15 protein-coding genes are annotated in these 18,164 nt (G+C 69.9%); 6 read left to right on the top strand and 9 right to left on the bottom strand.

What is annotated here, in order from left to right; genetic code table 11:
• Position 1: 1 nt before the first annotated feature.
• The 6 genes from ACIQWX_RS45465 (at position 2) to ACIQWX_RS45440 (ending at position 7,749) form a co-directional block, all read left to right on the top strand.
• Positions 2-1,828 carry a VirB4 family type IV secretion system protein gene (locus tag ACIQWX_RS45465; protein WP_400885165.1) on the top strand — a complete coding sequence of 609 codons (1,827 nt, stop codon included), beginning with the start codon at positions 2-4 and terminating at the stop codon, positions 1,826-1,828.
• Positions 1,825-4,320 (top strand): type IV secretory system conjugative DNA transfer family protein, encoded by a 2,496-nt coding sequence (locus tag ACIQWX_RS45460; protein ID WP_400885162.1) that lies wholly within the window; start codon positions 1,825-1,827, stop codon positions 4,318-4,320. The genes ACIQWX_RS45465 and ACIQWX_RS45460 overlap by 4 nt, the downstream gene beginning before the upstream one ends.
• 20 nt (positions 4,321-4,340) lie before the next feature.
• A complete protein-coding gene (locus ACIQWX_RS45455; protein ID WP_400885161.1) occupies positions 4,341-5,420 on the top strand; it encodes a replication-relaxation family protein in 1,080 nt (359 codons plus the stop codon).
• Between the two features lie 18 nt (positions 5,421-5,438).
• A complete protein-coding gene (locus ACIQWX_RS45450; RefSeq protein ID WP_400885159.1) occupies positions 5,439-6,401 on the top strand; it encodes a C40 family peptidase in 963 nt (320 codons plus the stop codon).
• A gap of 176 nt (positions 6,402-6,577) precedes the next feature.
• Positions 6,578-7,204, top strand: a complete 627-nt coding sequence (locus ACIQWX_RS45445; protein ID WP_400885157.1) for a MarR family transcriptional regulator — start codon at positions 6,578-6,580, stop codon at positions 7,202-7,204.
• Positions 7,205-7,449: 245 nt separating this feature from the next.
• Positions 7,450-7,749 carry a hypothetical protein gene (locus ACIQWX_RS45440; RefSeq protein WP_400885154.1) on the top strand — a complete coding sequence of 100 codons (300 nt, stop codon included), beginning with the start codon at positions 7,450-7,452 and terminating at the stop codon, positions 7,747-7,749.
• A gap of 118 nt (positions 7,750-7,867) precedes the next feature.
• Here ACIQWX_RS45440 and ACIQWX_RS45435 read toward each other — a convergent pair whose 3' ends face one another.
• From ACIQWX_RS45435 to ACIQWX_RS45395, 9 genes are all read right to left on the bottom strand, one after another.
• On the bottom strand, positions 7,868-8,290 hold the full coding sequence (locus ACIQWX_RS45435) for a hypothetical protein (RefSeq protein ID WP_400885151.1): 423 nt from the start codon (positions 8,288-8,290) through the stop codon (positions 7,868-7,870).
• A 37-nt stretch (positions 8,291-8,327) separates the two neighbouring features.
• Entirely contained in the window at positions 8,328-9,296 is a 969-nt protein-coding gene (locus ACIQWX_RS45430; protein ID WP_400885149.1) for a hypothetical protein, read from the bottom strand.
• 44 nt (positions 9,297-9,340) lie between these two features.
• The gene (locus tag ACIQWX_RS45425; protein WP_400885146.1) at positions 9,341-11,107 is read right to left on the bottom strand and encodes a VWA domain-containing protein; all 1,767 of its coding nucleotides are present in this window, start codon (positions 11,105-11,107) and stop codon (positions 9,341-9,343) included.
• A 41-nt stretch (positions 11,108-11,148) separates the two neighbouring features.
• Positions 11,149-12,375 (bottom strand): AAA family ATPase, encoded by a 1,227-nt coding sequence (locus tag ACIQWX_RS45420; RefSeq protein ID WP_400885144.1) that lies wholly within the window; start codon positions 12,373-12,375, stop codon positions 11,149-11,151.
• 1,018 nt (positions 12,376-13,393) lie between these two features.
• Entirely contained in the window at positions 13,394-15,868 is a 2,475-nt protein-coding gene (locus ACIQWX_RS45415; RefSeq protein ID WP_400885141.1) for a BTAD domain-containing putative transcriptional regulator, read from the bottom strand.
• Between the two features lie 99 nt (positions 15,869-15,967).
• Complete coding sequence (locus ACIQWX_RS45410) at positions 15,968-16,375, bottom strand: hypothetical protein (protein WP_400885139.1); 408 nt, start codon at positions 16,373-16,375, stop codon at positions 15,968-15,970.
• A 19-nt stretch (positions 16,376-16,394) separates the two neighbouring features.
• Positions 16,395-16,829 carry a pilus assembly protein TadG-related protein gene (locus tag ACIQWX_RS45405; RefSeq protein ID WP_400885137.1) on the bottom strand — a complete coding sequence of 145 codons (435 nt, stop codon included), beginning with the start codon at positions 16,827-16,829 and terminating at the stop codon, positions 16,395-16,397.
• Positions 16,829-17,287, bottom strand: a complete 459-nt coding sequence (locus ACIQWX_RS45400; RefSeq protein WP_400885134.1) for a TadE/TadG family type IV pilus assembly protein — start codon at positions 17,285-17,287, stop codon at positions 16,829-16,831. Before ACIQWX_RS45400 ends, ACIQWX_RS45405 begins: the two co-directional genes overlap by 1 nt.
• Entirely contained in the window at positions 17,284-18,159 is an 876-nt protein-coding gene (locus ACIQWX_RS45395) for a hypothetical protein (RefSeq protein WP_400885131.1), read from the bottom strand. The genes ACIQWX_RS45400 and ACIQWX_RS45395 overlap by 4 nt, the downstream gene beginning before the upstream one ends.
• Positions 18,160-18,164: the final 5 nt, after the last annotated feature.

Below are 18,164 nucleotides of genomic sequence, written 5' to 3'. Positions count from 1 at the left end.
GATGTCCCGCACCCGGCATCCCGGCTCGGCGGAGGCGTTCACTCCGGACTCGCTGTCGATCGGCCCGCGTCATCTCGAGGTCGGCAACGAATGGGTCGCCTCCTTCGGCGTCACCGGCTACCCGCAGGAGGTCTACCCCGGCTGGCTCGCCCCGCTGCTCACGTATCCCGCCCGCCTCGACGTCTCCGTCCACATCCAGCCCGTCGACCCGGTCACCGCCGCCAGCGGACTGAAGAAGCAGCGAGCTCGGCTGGAGTCCTCCCGCCGCCACCACGCCCGGCACGACCAGCTCGACGACCCGGACCTCGACGCCGCAGCCGACGACGCCGCCGACCTGTCCCGACGGATCGCCCGCGGCGAAGGCCGGCTGTTCAAATTCGGCCTCTACCTGACCATCCACGCCCCCGACGAGCAAGCGCTCGCCGAGGAGGTCTCGGGCCTGCGGTCGCTGTGCGCGTCCCTGCTGCTGGACGCCAAACCCGCCACCTACCGGTCGCTGCAAGGCTGGGTCACCACCCTGCCACTCGGACTGGACTCCCTCGGTCTCAAGAGGACATTCGACACTGCCGCCGCGTCGGCGGCGTTTCCTTTCACATCACCGGACCTGCCCACCGTCGATCCGACGTCGACCTCGCCCAGCGGCGTGCTCTACGGCTACAACGTCGGCTCCCAAGGCCTCGTGCACTGGGACCGCTTCGCCTGCGACAACCACAACTCCGTCGTCCTCGGCCGGTCCGGCTCCGGCAAGTCTTATCTCGTCAAGCTCGAGACCCTGCGCAGCCTGTACCGGGACATCCAAGCGTTTGTCATCGATCCCGAAGACGAATACGCCCGCCTCGCCGCCCAGGTCGGCGGCGCCTACGTCCACCTCGGCGGCGGAGGCGTCCGGCTCAACCCCTTCGACCTGCCCATCCATACCACCGCGACCGGGCGGCGCACCGCACCGCAGGACGCGCTGAACCGGCGCGCGCTGTTCCTGCACACCGTGCTGGCCGTGTGCCTCGGCGCCGAGCTGACTGCCGGCGAACGCGCTGTCCTCGACACCGCCCTCATCACGACCTACGCGAATGCCGGCATCACCACCGATCCGCGCACCTGGACTCGGCCAGCGCCGTTGATGCAGGACCTGCGCGACGTCCTCGCAGCTGCCGGCGATGTCGTGGCCGCGGACCTCGCCGCTCGGCTGCACCCGTTTGTCGACGGCGCCTTCGCCGACCTGTTCTCCGGCCCCACGACCACCACCCCGGACGGCCATCTCGTCGTGTTTTCCCTGCGGGACCTGCCCGACGAGCTCAAGGCAATCGGCACGCTGCTGACGCTCGATGCGGTCTGGCGGCGGGTGTCCAACCCGGCCGACCGGCGCCGGCGGCTGGTGGTCGTCGACGAGGCGTGGCTGCTGATGCAGTCACCGGAGGGTGCGAAGTTCCTGCACCGGATGGCGAAGACGTTCCGCAAGCACTGGGCCGGGCTCACGGTCGCCACCCAGGACATCGAGGACTTCCTGCGCGGCGAGCTCGGCCGCGCGATCGTGGCCAACGCCGCCACCAGCGTCTTGCTGCGCCAGTCCCCGCAGGCGATCGACCAGATCGCGGCCACCTTCAACATGTCCGAAGGGCAGCGCCAGTTCCTGCTCACCGCCGACCGTGGCCAAGGCCTGCTCGGCTCCGGCACCGAGTGGGTCGCCTTCCAGGCGCTCGCGTCACCGACAGAGAACGTCCTGGTCACGACCGATCCCGCCGAACTCGCCGAGATCGCCTACGACTTCGGCGACCCCGCAGTCGAGGACGTCATCGACCTCGGCCCAGCCAGGTCGGAGGTCGCACCTTGATCTGGCAGCAGGGGTGGATCGGCGACTACCTGACCGATCCGTGGAGCGCGACGCACCAGCTGCTCGCCGACGTCATCGACGAGGTGTTGCGGTGGACGCCGGTTGCGCTTCCGGTGCTGATGATCGTCGTAGCGGGCCAGGCGGTGGGTCGACGCTGGTGGCGAGGCAGGTGCCATGCCGCGCTGCTGGCTGACGCGCGGTGCGTCATCGTGCTCGCCCCGCCGACCGTCGATCCTGCTGGTGGCGTCCTGCTGTGGTCCAACCTCGTCGGCCTGCTGCGGCCAGGGTGGCGGCGGTGGTTGGCCGGCCAGCCGCACCTTGCGTGGGAGTACCGGTTTTCCGAGCACGGCGTCAGCCTGCGGTTGTGGGTCCCGGGTGTCATCCCGCCGGGGCTGGTCGAGCGGGCGGTCGAAGCTGCTTGGCCCGGCGCCCACACCCGCGCGGTCGTGGCCGACCCGCCGTTGCCGGAGCCAGAGGCTGGTCTGCGGGCGATCACCGTCGGCGGTCAGCTGCGGCTCGCGCGGCCGGAGGCGTTGCCGATCCGGACCGGGTTCGACGCCGACCCGATCCGCGGCTTGCTCGGCGCGCCGGTCGGGCTCCGCCGCGGCGAGTACGCGAGTGTGCAGGTTCTTGCCCGGCCGGTCACCGGTCGACGGGTCAGCCGAGCGCGTCGCGCCGCCCGGCGGGTGCATGCCGGCGCGTCGGGCCGGCTCAGCGGCCGCGTGCTCGACCTCGTCACACCAGGCGCGTCGGCAACTCGTCCCGGGCGGACTCGTGACGCGCGGCGGATCAGCCAGGACCCGCAGCTGTCGCTGGAGTACTCCGCGCAGAACCGGGCGATCGTCGGCAAGCAGCGCGGCTCCCAGTACGAGGTCGTCGTCCGCTACGCCGTCACCACCCACCTTCCGGCCGACGCCACCGAGGCCGAGGTCCGACGGACACGGGACACCGCCCGCGGGCGCGCGCACGCGCTCGCCGCGAGCTTCGCCGCCTACACCGAGCACAACCACTTCCACCGAGTCCGACTTCACCACCCATCTCGCACGCTCGGCATTCGCCGTCTCGACCGCGGCGACCTGCTGTCCGTCCCGGAGCTGGCCGTGATCGCGCACCTGCCGGTCGACGCCGAGATCCCGGGCATCGAGCGCGCCGGAGCCAAGGCCGTCGCGCCGCCTCCGGGCGTCGCGGTACCCGGTCCGGAGGTCAAGCCGCTCGGCGTCGCCGACACCGGACACGCCCGCCCCATCGGGCTACGCGTGCCCGACGCCCGCCACCACCTGCACGTCCTCGGCGCTACCGGCTCCGGGAAGTCGACGCTGCTCGGGAACCTGATTCTCGACGACGCGGATGCCGGCCGCGGCGTCGTGCTTATCGACCCCAAGGGCGACCTGGTCACCGACGTTCTCTCCCGGCTCCCGCGAGAGGCCGCGGATCGGGTCGTGCTCTTCGATGCCGACTCCCGGCAACGCCCGCCCTGCCTCAATCCCCTTGAAGGCGGAGAGACCGACCGTGAGGTCGACAACCTCGTCTCGGTGTTCCGTCGCGTCTACTCCGCGTTCTGGGGACCGCGCACCGACGACCTCATGCGCGCCGCCTGCCTCACCCTGCGCGCCCAGGACGGCGTGCCCACCCTCGCCGACCTGCCCAAGCTGCTGACCAGCGAAGCCTTCCGCGCCCGGATCACCGGGGGGCTCACCGACCCAGTGTTGGCCGGGTTCTGGGAGTGGTACGACGAGCTCACCGAGTCCAGCCGCAGCCAGGTCATCTCCCCGCTGATGAACAAGCTCCGCGCCTTCCTGCTGCGCCCGTTCGTCAAGGACGCCATCGCCGGCGGCCGCTCCACGGTCGACCTGAACGAGGTGCTCGACGAGGGCGGGATCTGCTTGGTCCGGATCTCGAAAGGTTCGCTCGGGGACGAGACGACCCGGCTCGTCGGGTCCCTGGTCGTGGCTCGGACCTGGCAGGCCACCACCGGGCGTGCCCGCGTGCCGCAGCGCGAACGCCCGGACGCCTCTTTGGTCATCGACGAGTGCCACAACTTCCTCAACCTGCCCTACCCGCTCGAGGACATGCTCGCCGAGGCCCGCGGCTTCCGGCTGGCCATGACGCTCGCGCATCAGCACCTCGGCCAGCTGCCCCGCGAGCTCAAGGAAGGCATCTCGACCAACGCCCGGTCGAAGATTTTCTTCAACGCCTCCCCCGAGGACGCCCGCGAACTCGCCCGCCACACCGCGCCGCGGCTGTCCGAACACGACCTCGCCCATCTCGGCGTCTACCACGTCGCCGCCCGGCTCGTCGTCAACGGCGCCGAGACCGAGCCGTTCACCATGACCACCACCCCGATGCGCCCTGCGGTTCCCGGCCGTGCCAAGGAGATCCGCGCTGCCCTCCGCAAAAGCGGGCCTTCGCCGTCGAGGCCCGCCGGCGCCACCGCTCCGCCGAGCCGGCCGACGCGAGACCGCAAGACCGACCCGCGTCGCGCCCGGCTCTGACGTCCAGTTCGGAGGTTCCCTTGATCACCATGACGACACGCCAGCACCAGCTGCGGCAGCATCTCCCCGGCCAGGTGGCCGCCCGTGCGGCCAGTTCCGTCGAGCACCAGGCGGCGCTCGCGGCCCGCCTCACCGCCCGAGACAAATGGCTGCTGGCCCTGCTCTTCGAGCACCGCGTCCTGACCTCGGCCCAGATCCAGGACGCCGCGTTCCCCTCCGGTCGCTCGACCCGTCAGCGGCTGCGCGAGCTGTACCTCTGGCGGGCGGTCAGCCGATTCCAGCCCTTCCGCCAGCTCGGCTCGGCGCCGATGCACTACGTCCTCGGGCCCGCCGGCGCCGCCGTGCTGGCCGCCGAACACGGCTTGGAGGTCAAGGACCTCGGCTACCGGCACGACCGCGCGATGGCGATCGCCCACAACCAGCGTCTCGCCCACACCGTCGGCGTCGGTGACTTCTTCACTTCCCTGATCGCGCGCAGCCGACGTCGTGACCCTGTTCGAGATGGTGAGGGGGTCACGGCCTGGTGGTCGGAGGCCCGCTGCGCCCGCCATTTCGGCGACCTCGTCATCCCCGACGCTTACGGCCGCTGGGCCGGCATCGGCGGCGAGCTGGAGTTCTTCCTCGAATACGACACCGGCAGCGAGTCGCTGACCAAACTCGCCCGCAAGCTGCTCGCCTACGCCCGGCTCGCCGACTCCACCGGCATCGCCACCCCGGTCCTCTTCTGGCTACCGACCAGCCGCCGCGAAGCCGGCGCCCGCACCGCACTCGCCCGGATCCACGCCGACCTCGACCAGAGCGCCGACGTCCCCGTCGCCACCGCGGCCGCCGACCTCCTCGATCCGAGCGCGGCGTGCCCGAGCCCGGCCGACCAGGTCTGGCTCCCGCTCAACGCGAGGTCATCGAACCGGGCTACCTCGCCGCGGCACGCGCTCAGCGAGCTGCCGCATGCCTGGCCGGCCCTCGCGCCGACAGCGTCCTCCGGCCTCGACGACGCGACCGGCCCGATGTCCGGCCAAGCCGTCGCCTACCGGCTGCCGCCGCCGTCTCCGATGCCGCCGAGCGCCACACCCAGCCGCTCGCGCCGGCCCGGTGCCTGATCACGCGAGGAGTGCGTCATGGGATCGAAGATCGCGGTCGGCGTCGCCCTAGTGCTCGCGACGCTCCCGGTGCTGCTCGGGGCTGTGCCGCAAGCCGTCGTCACTTCGCTCACCGACACCGGAAGCACGACCTGCACACCCAGCGGCGCAACCTCCGACGGAGTGCCCGGCTACGGAGCCGATCAGCTCGCCAACGCCGCGATCATCACCTCGGTCGGCGAGCAGCTGCAGATCCCCGAGCCCGGGTGGGTCATCGCGATCGCAGTCGCCATCCAGGAATCCACGCTGCACAACCTCGACCACGGCGACCGGGACAGCCTCGGCCTCTTCCAGCAACGCCCGTCCCAAGGCTGGGGCACGCCTCAGCGGATCATGGACCCCACCTACGCGGCGACGCAGTTCTACCGGCATCTGCAGGCCGTTGCCGGGTGGCAGCAGATGAGCCTCAACGACGCCGCCCAGGCCGTCCAGCGCTCCGGGACACCCTACGCCTACGGCCAGCATCAGCTAGACGCCGAAGCCATCGTGGCCGCGGTCGCGGGAGTGACCTGCGAGCACACCGGGGGTGGGGACTGCGGAACCATCACCGCGCCGACGTCCGCCGCGCTCACCGCCATCAACTACGCCTGCGGGCGACGCGGGCTCCCCTACGTCTGGGGCGGCAACGGCCCCGAGAACGGTGACGCCGGCTTCGACTGCAGCGGCCTGACCCGAGCCGCTTACGGCGCCGCCGGTGTCGCGTTGCCGCGGACATCACGCGACCAGTACGCCGCCGGACCTCGTGTACCCGCCGGCGCACCGCTCCTGCCTGGCGACCTCGCTTTCTACGCCACCGCCGGGCGCGTGCACCACGTTGGCCTGTACATCGGTGGCGGGAACATGATCGACGCACCCGACTTCGGACAGGCCGTCAAGGTCGAGCCCTACCGTCATCCCGGCGACGACTACATCGGCGCAACCAGGCCAACGGCATCCGCGTGAGCACCCACGTAAGCACTTCTGGGCGATACACCTGTCTTGTTTGGACAATGGCTTGACATGAAGCGGTTGACGGAGCGTCCATAAATGGGTAGCCCGAACCACCGGACGCGCACCGGCGGGCGAACGCCCCGGCCGGGGCATGACCATCCATCGCTTCCTTTGAGACGGAGCCCGTCATGCCCGAAACCCAGAACACCCAACCGAACGACACCAAGCCCGAGACCGCCGACACGAAGGTTCGCCGCGCCCTGAAGGCCCATCCCGGCGAGACGACGGCGAACCTGGCTGCTGCAGCCGGAGTTGGGCGCTCCACCGCCTCGAAACTCCTGTCGCGCTGGGCGGCCGAAGGACTGGTGACCCGGACCACCGGTAAGGACCAGTCGGTACCCGTCACGTGGACGTGGCGCGACGAACAGAACGACAATCCGGTCGACGTCGCAACGGACAGCGAAGACGCGGCCCCCACTGCCGACCGGGAAAGCGGTACTCCCGCCGAAGACACCGACGAACGGGAAGCCGATTCCTCGACCTCGCCTGCCGCCGCCAGCAGTCTCCCTGACCCGAAAACTTCGGAGGACTCGACGGCCGGAACGCCGAAGAAGGAACGCCTGCCCAAGGGCGCGCTTTACGAGCTGGTAAGGGGATTCCTGCAGGCGCACCCCGGCGAAGAGTTCGGACCAGCCAAGATCGGCACAGAGCTGGTCCGATCCAGCGGTGCCGTCAACAACGCCCTCGAGAAGCTCGTCGTCGATGGCCTGGCAACGAAGACGTGCGAGGCACCGAAGCGCTTCACCGCAAGCTGACTCGCGGGCAACACCGGCGGACGCGTGGCCCGGGCGCCATCCCGGCGACTGGACCACGCGTCAATGGTGACGATTCACCTCCGCCTCCCGTACGATGAAGCGCAACATAACGTTGGAATCCTTGGGGGAAGGCATTGGGCGACGGCAAGTTGTTCGTCGAAGTCTGGGGTTACGATTATCCCTGCCGTTTCTGTAACCATCGCCTGACGTGGGTGTTCGCCATGAGGCCCTTCCACCAACCTCGCGTGGGCGAGCTGGTGACGTGTGATCAGCCTAACGCCGTCGATACCGCCCGCTCGATTCTGGTCGAGGCCGGTCTCGACGGGCTCGCCGCACAGCTCAAGCCCCGCCCACCGAAAGCGCGCGGGGCCAGCTTCAACCCGAACTTGTGCCCGTCGTGCCAGCGTCAGGCCGACTGGCACGACCTTGACGCCGTGACCATTCGCGCGCTCCACGAGAGTTGGACTGTCGTCGCGCGCGGACGGATTCTGATCACCCAATGGCGGAGCATCCTCGACGAACGGCACGGTGTGTACGCCTTCTAGCCCAGGCCAGATCGCGCCAACGCTCGGCGGTCAGGCCCCTAAATGCGTCCGCAACTCGGCGCGAGGTGTACCCAGCTCCCCCGCGATCGCAATCGCGCTTCCACGTCCGTCACTCGTCCTAAGGGGTGCGGAGCGCGTGCGTGCGGCTACACAGAGGGCTCCCGTGTTCGTCCACGAAGAACAACCGAACGCCATAGCGGTCGACCATGTCGACCGGCAACTGGTCCCGCTCACGTCGGTCTAGAATGGACAACGCGTCGAACGCCAATTCATCCCGCGCGATGGCGCATCGGGGGTCGGCGAGTCCTGCGAACCTGATGTGCAGCAGCCACACGGGCGGCTCATCTCCCCAGAGAGGCCGGATGGTAGAAGCGCTGACGGTGATCTCGACGTGCGTCGCGATGCGTCCGGCGGCACGTACGGCCAGTAGGTCGTCGTGGACGAGGTGGGCGAACGTGCCGAAGACGTCGCCGTTGATGGGCTTTGAGGAGTGGTCGCCGTCGATCCATACACCGGGCTTCCAACCTGATTCGATGAGCATGCGTTCTCCTTAGCTGATGTCGATTGGCTTTCCGGTTCTATTGCCAGAAGGGATGGTCGTCGGTCACGACGGTCACCGTGCCGGGAGCGCGTCCTTGGCGGCGGTACTCGATTACCGCGTCTTTCGGCACCACGTGGTTGAAGAGCTGGAAGCGCCGGTCGTCGCCGACGATCCGGTTCGACCAGTTGTGGGCGCGGGCGACTGCCTCGATCTCCCGGAACGCGCGGCGAGAGACCGCCGGCTCGTCGGCTTCGAGGCCGTACAGGCAGAGTTTGATCTCGTTAAGCGTCGTGTTGACGACCGCGCCGTAGCGGACGTGAGGCCAAATCGGCGAGTAGGCGCTGCGGCCGAGGGTGGTCAGCTCGGCCATGATCCACACCGCGACGGCGGGGAGGTCGAGCGCCGCAGTCGCGAGATAGGCCTCACCGTAGGTGCGTCCCGTTGGTGTGAGCTCGATGTGCGACGGAACTTCTGCCGGAAGGTGGATCGTGTTCCAGGCGTCGGCGTGGATCGTCGCGTGGTAAGCCCGGGGCAGGAAGCACAGCACTTGCCCTTCGTCGAACGCGTACCGGTACCAGGCCCACCGAGTCGGTTCCGGTTCCCGGTGGGCTTCGCACTCGCCGCAGTCGTCCATTCCGAGGCAGTCCTCTTCCGGCAGTCCGTCGCGCGGCGGCACTCCCAATGGGTCCGGGTCGAGCGGGCCGTCGTCACGGACCTTGGCATCTCCGTAGCCCGCCGAGGTCCACGCGGTGGCCAGCTCGACGAGGGCGCTGTCGAACGCCTCGGCGGTGGTCGCACCCAACAACCGCTTGCCGACGGGCAGGGTCGCCAGTGTGAACGGGTCGGGTGGCGGGCTCGGCGCGGCCGAGGTGAACACCGCCCGCGCGGTCGCGCCGGGACCCCGGCCCCGGAAGAATCCGGCTCGTCCTGTGATCGCTTCGGATCCCACCGTCTCGTCCCGGAGGACTGGGTTGCTGGCGGGCACGGCGGGCGCATTGACAAGCATGAGTATCTCCTTGGCTTTCGGTGCGGGCGGGTCGGGTGTCCGGATCAGCGGCGAGCGGCGGCGCGCAGCGCGGTGGTGGCGGCGTGTCCGATGGCGCGGGCGGCCGTGGTGGGGTCGGTCAGGACGTGGACGGTGGCCCCGGCGAGCGGGGTGTCGGTGTCGCTGGTGGTCAGCCACAGCACCGCGCACCCCGACGCGCGCAGCCGGTCGAGCTTCTTCTGCCCATCGCGGCGCGGTGTGAGGCGGTACTCACCGTCGGACACGATGACCACCAGCCGGGCCGCGCCGGGGCGCGACAGGCCGAGCGAGCCGTCGAGGGCGTCGAGCGCGCGGGGGATGTCCTCGTAGTTGTCGCAGGAGCGGAACTCGGTGACCTCGGTGGGCGGCTTGCCCGGGTGGGTCAGCGGGCGCACGTGGTGTCCGAAGATGACGCTCGCGGTGTCGGCGGGCACCCGGGTGTGGCGGGCGGCGTTGGCCAAGATCCAGGCGGCCGAGGCCACGTGGGCGCGCGCCCAGCCCATCGAGCCGGAGACGTCGCACGCGATCCCGACCCGCAGCGGCGGCACGGTGACCGGCGTGCGGATGGTGCGGGTGAACGGTTCGGCGGTCACCACGGCCCCGGCGGCACGCTGGGCTTCGGCGGCACGCACCCCGCGCATCCGCAACCGGCCCGGTGGCACCTCCGAGGTCGAGCGCACGGCGATGCGTTCCCGAGTTCCAGCGGTGTCCAGCGCCCGCGCGAGGACCCGCGCGGCCGTGCGTTCCTCCGGTGTGGGCTCCCGGGTGCCCGCCGTCAGGGTGTCGCCGTCAGGGGGTCCGTCGGTACCGAACACCCGACGAGCCACCCTTTCCGCTTTCCTCCCGGCGGCGTCTTCGCTTTCCTTCGCGGCGGCCGAGACGGCGGCTGGATCTTCAGGCGCCTTCTCCCTCACGACTTTCGCCGCTACCTCGCCCAGTACGGCGGCGATGGCATCCGCCAGCGGTGATGGGGACGCGGGCGCCCCGGGGCCGGGCGAGAGGGCCGAGGTTCCGGGCGAGGCCGGCGAGGTCGAGTCCGTGCTGTCGGGGTCAGTGCCGAGAATCTCGCACCACTGCCGCCCGAGGTCGAGCATCTCCTCACCCGCGTCGTCGGCGGTCAGCAGCGCTTGCCGCCACACCGCCCGCAGCTTGCCGAGGACCTCTTTGCCGAGGACGTCTTCGACGACCCGGGCGACCGGGTAGACCTCGGCGTGGGTCAGGACCCCACCGTCTGCCCGTCCCAGCAGCAGCGCGGCGGACCGCGCGGCGTCGGCGGGAGTCATCTTCGGGGCGGTCGCCGGGTCGGCGTAGAGGTGCAGGTCGGTGGCGACGATGCCTTTTACGCATGCCCGGAGCCAGTGCCGGTCGTCCGGGCGGCGGCGGATGTGCGCCGCTTCCATGCGCGGCTCTTCCAGCAGCATGGCGGCGGCGACCACGGCGGGCGGGGCGTCGGCCGGTGGGTCCCACGCGGTGTGTTTGGCGTGGCCGCACTCGTGGGTGAGGGCACCCCATGCCGGGGCGTAGCGGGCGCGGTCGGACAGGTTGGCGGGATCTACGGTGGCGGGGTCCACGCCGAGGTGGTCGCCGTCGACTTCGATCAGCGCGCGGTGTGGGTAGAAGCAGGCAGGGGCACCGCCGCCCGCGCCGGGGGCGACGCTGACCACGAGGTCGTCGCGGTCGGCGATCACGGGAACCTCGTCGGCGAACGCGGCGGACAGGGTCAGCCATTCCGGCTGGGCGGGGAACACGGCGGCACCGGTGGCGGTCGGGTCGGCGGTGAAGTGGGCACTCATGGCGCAAGTCCTTTCGCGACGGTTCGCGGGGCGTGGCGGGTTCAGGGTTTGGTGGTGATGCGGGCACCGAGGGCAAGCGGGGTGACGGTCTTGCCGAAGACGTCGCGCACGACGGTGGCGACGGTGGCGCGGTCCTCTTCCGGTGCGATGCCGACCAGGTTTCCGGCGGCGGCGTCGAGGTCCCACGCGTCGGCGAGCTTCTTGAACGCCAGCAGCTCGCGCAACTGCGGGGCCCACCCGATCTCGCCCTTCTCCTGCCGGGTCGCTAGGTTGCGCGCCACCCGCACGGCCTTCTTGTCGACCCCGAGCTGTTCGGCGAGGGCGTAGTCGCTGGATACCTGGATGTGCACGGAGAACCGAGAGGACAGCGCGTCGGTCAGGATGGCCCCGTGCACGCCGGGGTTGTGCCCGGCGACAACGTAGAACCCCGGGGCGGCCTTGACTACTTCGCTGGCGTTGGCCTTGATCACGATCTCGCGGCGTCCGTCCATCGCGGGGTAGACCACGGCGAGCACGGTCGGCGGAATCAGCGTCGCGTCATCGATGAACAGCGGCACGCCCTCGCGCATCGCGCGGACCAGCGGCCCGTGGACGAACACGAAGTCGCCGTCGGGAGTTTTGGTGTAGTCGCCCACCAGGTCGGCGACCACGGTGTCGCCGTCGCCCTGCACGGTGAGGCAGTCGTTGAACGCCGCTTCCACCACCGAGGTTTTCCCGGTGCCGGGCGGGCCGTACAGCAGGGCGGCGACCCCGGCATCCCGCAGCCGCTGCAGCGCGGTCACATCCGGCATGCCGGACAACAGCCGGGGGTGGTAGTCCATCCCGTTCGGACGTTTCACCGGACCGGTGACCTTGCGCGCCGGTGGCGTGGTGGTGCTGTCGGCGCCGGACGGAGCGGGGGCAGCTGAGCAAGCGGCGGGTGCCGTAGCGGGCGGCGTGCGGCGCGGCGCGCGGGGTGTGCGTGGCGGTGCGGGGGTGATGGCGGGCGCGGCGGCGGCGGCCGTTGTCGCGGTTGCCCGGTAGCCCAGTGGCGCCGTCGCGGCGAGTTCGGCTTCTCCCCTGTCGGCCAACGCTTTGCAGGCGTTGCCGACCGCGCCGGATGAACGGTTCAGGGTGTGCGCGATGCCACCGGGGGTGTGGATGGTTCCGGGGTCGTCGGCAAGAACTTTGGCGACCATCGCGCGGAGTTCACCGTTGCGTAGCCGGGTCGCCGTCCCACCTGCCGGAGTGGTCGGCCCGGTAGCGGGTGCCGTGGTGGGCGTGGTCATCGCGGGTTCCTTTCGAACGTAAGGGGTGGGGGTTCGTGGCGGTCAGCGCGCCAGCGGGTGCGTGTAGCAGAAGTAGTCGTCGGTGCCGTCGGTGCAGAGCGCGAACAAGCCGCTGTAACCCATTTCCCGGAGCATGGCGTCTTGCGCGTAGCCGTTCCGGCGGCGGCACGTCCGGGTGCGGGGGCCGCCCGGGCCGTGCACGGTGATTTTTCGGTCATCGAAGGTGCCCGGTAGGCCACTTCGGGAACGCCATCGAGGTTTCGGATGACAATGGGGTCGATCCCCGGGTCGTTTGACATGATGTTCCCCGCTTCATTGGCAGCACCAACGTCAGGCGTTGCACTTTTGATTTCCGGTTATCCCGGCGACACAACAAAAGTAGCTCGACAAACCGACCGTGCGCAATAGTCTTTTCGCACCCCATTTGGGTGACGTATTCCGTGACAATAAACAAATTCCAGAGAGTCTTGCCGAAACATTTGCGCAGGCCAGAGGGGACGCCCGCATGCCGACGAAAGTCACAACAGTCGAAAGCGAGTAGCTATTTATTTTGCAATAAATGAGATAGAAAAACGACCACGATGCGAGGCGAGTAGACCGTGAAAGCAGGGTCGCGAAACATGAATGCAGCAGCCTGGCCTGACATGGCGGGCCTGATGTGCTTCCCTGCTTGTCGCCAAGCGAGTCTGGGATATCAGCGGATCCCCTCATAGCGGGCCCGACCTGGGCGTATGCCCAGCCATAGAGGATCCGCCTTAGGCGGTCCGCAGAGCGCCGGGTCGATCGGAAGGTGCGAAGGAACCCCCGGCGGCTACCAGACGACGAAGGGGCGGCGTCCGACCTCGACAGCATCGCGCGAAAGAACCGTCCGGCACGTCGACGCGGCGTCGCGTCCGTCTCAGCCAGTCGTCGCATGGCGACGCGACGAACGACAAGAACTTTCAAGAGGAACACCAAGAGGCTTTTCTGCGCGATGATGATCAGCACATCGACACTAACATCCATCACGGCTGATCAGCTATTCCAGCGTCGAGGCATTTTGACCGCGCCGACACGACGTTTCAGCGTTCGCGCCTGCGACACCGATATCGAGCCCTCGGAGTCGCTGGGCGAGCCGGATTGTCGCAGGTGTCGGCGTTTCGCCTATCTCGGCGAGGCGCGCTTCGAGCAGGCGGAGCGTTCTGGTTATCGCGTGGCGCCGGCCGAGGTTGTGTTCGAGACGCATGATGTCGCGGTAGAGCAACTCGTTGTGCGGGTCGAAGTCCCGTGCCGATTCGAGCAACTCCAGCGTGGACTCGGGATCGTTCTGGACTCGGCCGCGCGCAAGCGCAGCGACGGCATCGAGGGCGTCGCGGCGGACGCCCTCCCGCAGCGCGGTGAGCCATTCGGCTTCGACGCCGGCCGCCAGCTCGCCTCCGTAGCCGGCGACGATCGCGGCGTTGGCCGCGGCGCGCTGCTGCTCGTCGGTCGTGGTGCGGCGTCGAGCGAGTGCGTCGGCGAAGGACCAGTAGTCAACCTCGACGACCATGGGCGCGAGGCGATATCGGCCGTGCTCGGCGACGACGAGGTCGCCGATGTCGGGCGAGGTGGCTTTCTGGATGGTGCTGCGAAGGCGGGACAGGACGGTGCGCAGCACCGCGGCAGGGTCCTGCGCAGGGCGACTGGCCCACAGGCTGTCGATGATCGCGGCCCGCGGAACTCCGTGTGGGTGCAGGGCGAGGTAGAGCAGCAGCTCCCACAGCCGCCGCGACAGGCTGCCGGTGATTTCGACCGCGCGGTCCGGACGCGTGATGTCCCGTCGCCACGACAACCTCGGCTGCCCGAACACCGACAGCACCAGCGGCGTGGCAACGGACTGCTGGGCGTCGACGACAAGTGCCGTGACGGGCTCGGCCTTCACGTCAGGTTCGTCGACGGCCGGCGAGTCCGCGATCTCCAACCCCTGGGCACGCTCGAGAGCAGGTTCGGGGCGCTCGTCCCGATCGCCATGGGCAACATCGAAGAGCGCGAACAGCTCCCGGGTCGCCGACTCGGGGAGGGAGAATGCTCGCCGACCGCGCAACGCATCACCCGGACCGGGTGAAGTCGCGGTGATGGCGCCCGCGGCGTCCACATAGACCGTGACGCCCGGATGCCACTGACCGAGCAGAAGCGCACTCGCGTTCACACCGCGTTCGGCAAGGGCGTGCTGCAGACGAGTGCGATCGGGTTCGTCAGCCGGCGCGGTTGCCACGAGGATCCAGCTTGCGCTCGTGGCCGGGTCTCCGCCGTCGAGGCACGCGAGCGCGGTGGCGAGGTCGCCGACAGTGTGGACGCAGGCCGGCAGTTCGGTGCCGGGCTCCGCGACGCCGAGCAGGTTACGCAGGTCGGCGGCCGGCGCGACGACCTCCGGGTGGCGGGTGGAGGTCATGGCCGTGAGCAGCAGCGCGCGGGCCGCGGCGTGGCCGCCTGGGCCGACGAGCCCGAGGCCGTGCGTTCCCGCGAGGTCCAGCGCCAGTTCCGCGGCCGCCTCATCGGCGGGCTCCCCCAGCTCGAGCCCCGTACCCCGCTCGGGAACGTCGCCTTCCGCCTCTGCCTCAGCGTCATCGAGTCCGGTTTGGACGTGCTGATGTGCCAGGTGCAGCTGGTAGACGACCGGCGCAACGGGTAGGTCGTCGCCACGTTGGCCGCTGCCGGGCCGGTAACCGGCACGGTGACGTCGCCGAACGATCAGCAGCGCCGCGCTGATAGCGCCAGCCAAGCCCAGGCCGACGTAAACGCCGGGCACCCACGACGCGCCTGGGCTCGGAGAAACGGAAGGTGCTGTCGGAGTCGGCGGTGAGGAAGTCGCAGGCGGAGCTGGCGGCGTCTGCGGCAGTGGTTTGGGGCCGACATGCCCGGTCGCCGGCGGTAGACGAATCCGGTCGCCGGGATGGATCAGGCGGGGCGAGGTCAGCGTGCGACCGGCGGGCTGGACGCTACCGGCGTTCAGGCGCCAGATCTCCGGCCATCGGTCGCCGTCGCCGAGGCGGCGTTGGGCGATTCGGTACAGCGAATCGTGGGCACCGTCCCACGGTGGACGCACCAGCTCGACTTCCTCCGCGGCAGCATCGACAGCCGATCGCGGGGTGATCGACGAACTCGTGCCGGCCTGAACTGCGCTGCCTCCACTGGACGCGGCGAGGGCGGTGCGGCTGACGAACGACACGACAACGGCGGTGATGAGGACCGCGGCGATCCTCCGGATCGGGCCGCCGCGCCAGGCCGCGTCCGGCCGGCCCGCGGTGAGAACGAGGTCGCGCACGCACCTGGCCAGCTCGACGAGGAACGCGACCCACAGCAGCCACGCGCCGCACGCGAGCACGTCAAGCAGCAGACTCGTCGACAGCCGAGCCCGCAGCACCTCACCGAGTTCCGTCACGGTGGGCAGGTGATCCGGAAGGGGCCAGCCGATGAACCGCACCAGCGCCCACGGGAGCGCGGCACACAACCCCGACAGCAGCGTGAGCGCCACGCCGGCCCGCAGTAGCCGCCCGGCACCTCGCGCGAGCGCACGAAGAACTCGCCGCGTGCCGGTTCCGGTCCGCCCTCCTGCAGGCACGACAGCGTCCCTCTAGCTTCGCTCGTCCTGGGCGATCGCCGGCTGCATACTCGCCGCCGGCGGCCTCGGTCGTGATTCCGGCGGCGCTAGCGCCAGCGAGGCCCCGGGCTGAGCCTCAGGCTTCGTCCGGCGGCTGCCGGGCGGTCGACCTCGGCGGGCGCGAGGTTTGCCGGCGGTGAGCCACCTGGTGAGCTCGGCGGCCGGGACATCGGTGAACTCGGCCAGCTCGTCGACGCTGACGACGTCGACCGCCGCGACGAGCACCGCGCCGAGCTTGCGCTCGACCTCCGCCAGTTCCTCGGCCAGCGCGGCACGCCGGTGCGCGAGCTCCCCGACTTCGCGCGCGGCCGCGGTCCTTTTCGCGCTCTTCTCCGCGTCCGCCTTCTCGACGCGCCTTTCGATCTCGTCGGTCGCAATCATCGTTCTCCTCCTCCGGTGGTCATGGCTCCAGCTCGGTGACGCCGCGCTGGGGATGGGCCGCACCGACGCCATGGGCGCCGATCGCCGGGATGCCGATCAGCGACAGCAACTGGGTGCGCTGGCTCGCCGTGACGGTGACGGTCACGGCCTCGGCCGTGGCGATCACCGTGCCGGTGGCACCGACGCCGGCGAGGTAGCGGCGGGCGAGACCGTCGGCTTCTCCGGGTAGCAGCCGGAGCGCGCCGGTCGCCCGGTAAGCGGCGAGATCGACAGCTTGCGCGCCGGCGCGAGCAGCCGACTCGGCCTGGCCGGTTGCTCGGACCTTCGCGGCGAGCGCGAGACCGCCATCGAGCCCGAGGCCGGCCAACGCCATGAGCCCGAGCATCAGTACGACGACAAACGCCGAGACACGGCCCTCCTCTTCTTGCCACCAAGCTGTGCGGAGGGCGTCCATCACGCGCCTCCGATGGTCGGCTGGGATCGGTAAGTGTCGATGACCTCGGTGGCTTCGGTACTGAGGACCCGGCTTCCGGGGACGCCGAGCACGAGGGCCTGGCCGAAGTCGACGGTGCAGCGGACGATGACCACGACGGTGCTGCCCGGGCTCGACGAGGTCGTCGTACTGACCGCTGCGTCACGGCAGACCAGGCCGGCGTGGGCCAGCGCCGAGGTGACGGTCGATCGCGCTGCGGCGCCGGCGGCCGTCGGTGTGCGTTGCAGGCTCGCGGCCCGCGCGGCCTGGTGCGCGGCGTCGTCGAGCCGCAGCCGGGCGTCGACGCCGCGGTGGACAACCACCGCGACGAACACCAACAGCATGACAAGGATCGGCGCGAGCAGGACCGTCTCGGCGGTCACCGAGCCGCGCTCGGCCCGCCACCAGCCTGCTGCTCGGAGAACGTTTCCGGCGGTCACGGAACCGGCTCCGCTGATGTGGGTTCCCAAGGAAACCGGCCAGCGCCTGTGAGGTCTCGAGCTGCGGTGATGTACGCGAAGACGGACTTCTGCAGCTCATCCGCGTCATCGACCATCGAGCGGATCGCCTCGGCCTGCAGGTCGAACTGGACGGTGTCGGTGCGCTCGACAAGCTCGATGTGGCGAAGCTTGGCTTCCCATTCCCGGATGAGTGTCACGCACCCCTGGAGGTGGAAGAGAAGCTCGCCGAGCAGCGCGTCGAATTCGGCGATCGCCGTCGCGGTGGCGGCCGCGAGGTCGGTCTCTCCCGGTGTCGCGGCCAGCCGCGTGGCGTGTCGACGAGCGGCAGCTGTCCGGCTCAAGCGGGTCAGGCCGTCCCAGACTACTTGGTGAGCTCGGATCGGCAGCTCGGGGTCAAGCCAGGCGCGCGCCGGGGTTTCATGGAGTTCGCCGACGAGGTCGATCAGCGTCCCGGCTGCGTGGTGCGCCGCTGCGCCGAGGTCGACGAAGTCGTCACTTCGGAAAAAGAACTCGCCAGGGCACCTCTCCAGCCTGCAACGGCGTCCGTGATGATGGTCGGTCGCCAGGCAGGCCGCGGTGATGCCCGCGTCGCAGAATGCGCTCAGCAGGAGCGCGATGGCACCGCCGACCGCCAGCGCACCGGCGAGGTTGTCCGTGGCGTGCAGATCCAGCAGCAAGACCAGCGCCAGCAGTCCTACGGCGCCGCGGGTGGTGAAAAGTCGCGCGACGAAGACGCGACGGCACTGCCTACGCCATCGTTTCGATGTGAGAGCGGGATTCCACAGCATGATGTCGGGGCCATCGTCGAAGTCGCAGGCGGTCACGGCATCCGGCCTTTCCAGCAGTGGCATTGGTC

Source organism: Amycolatopsis sp. NPDC098790, from assembly GCF_044759945.1.
Classification (GTDB): domain Bacteria; phylum Actinomycetota; class Actinomycetes; order Mycobacteriales; family Pseudonocardiaceae; genus Amycolatopsis.
This window is presented reverse-complemented; position numbering and strand designations above follow the sequence as displayed.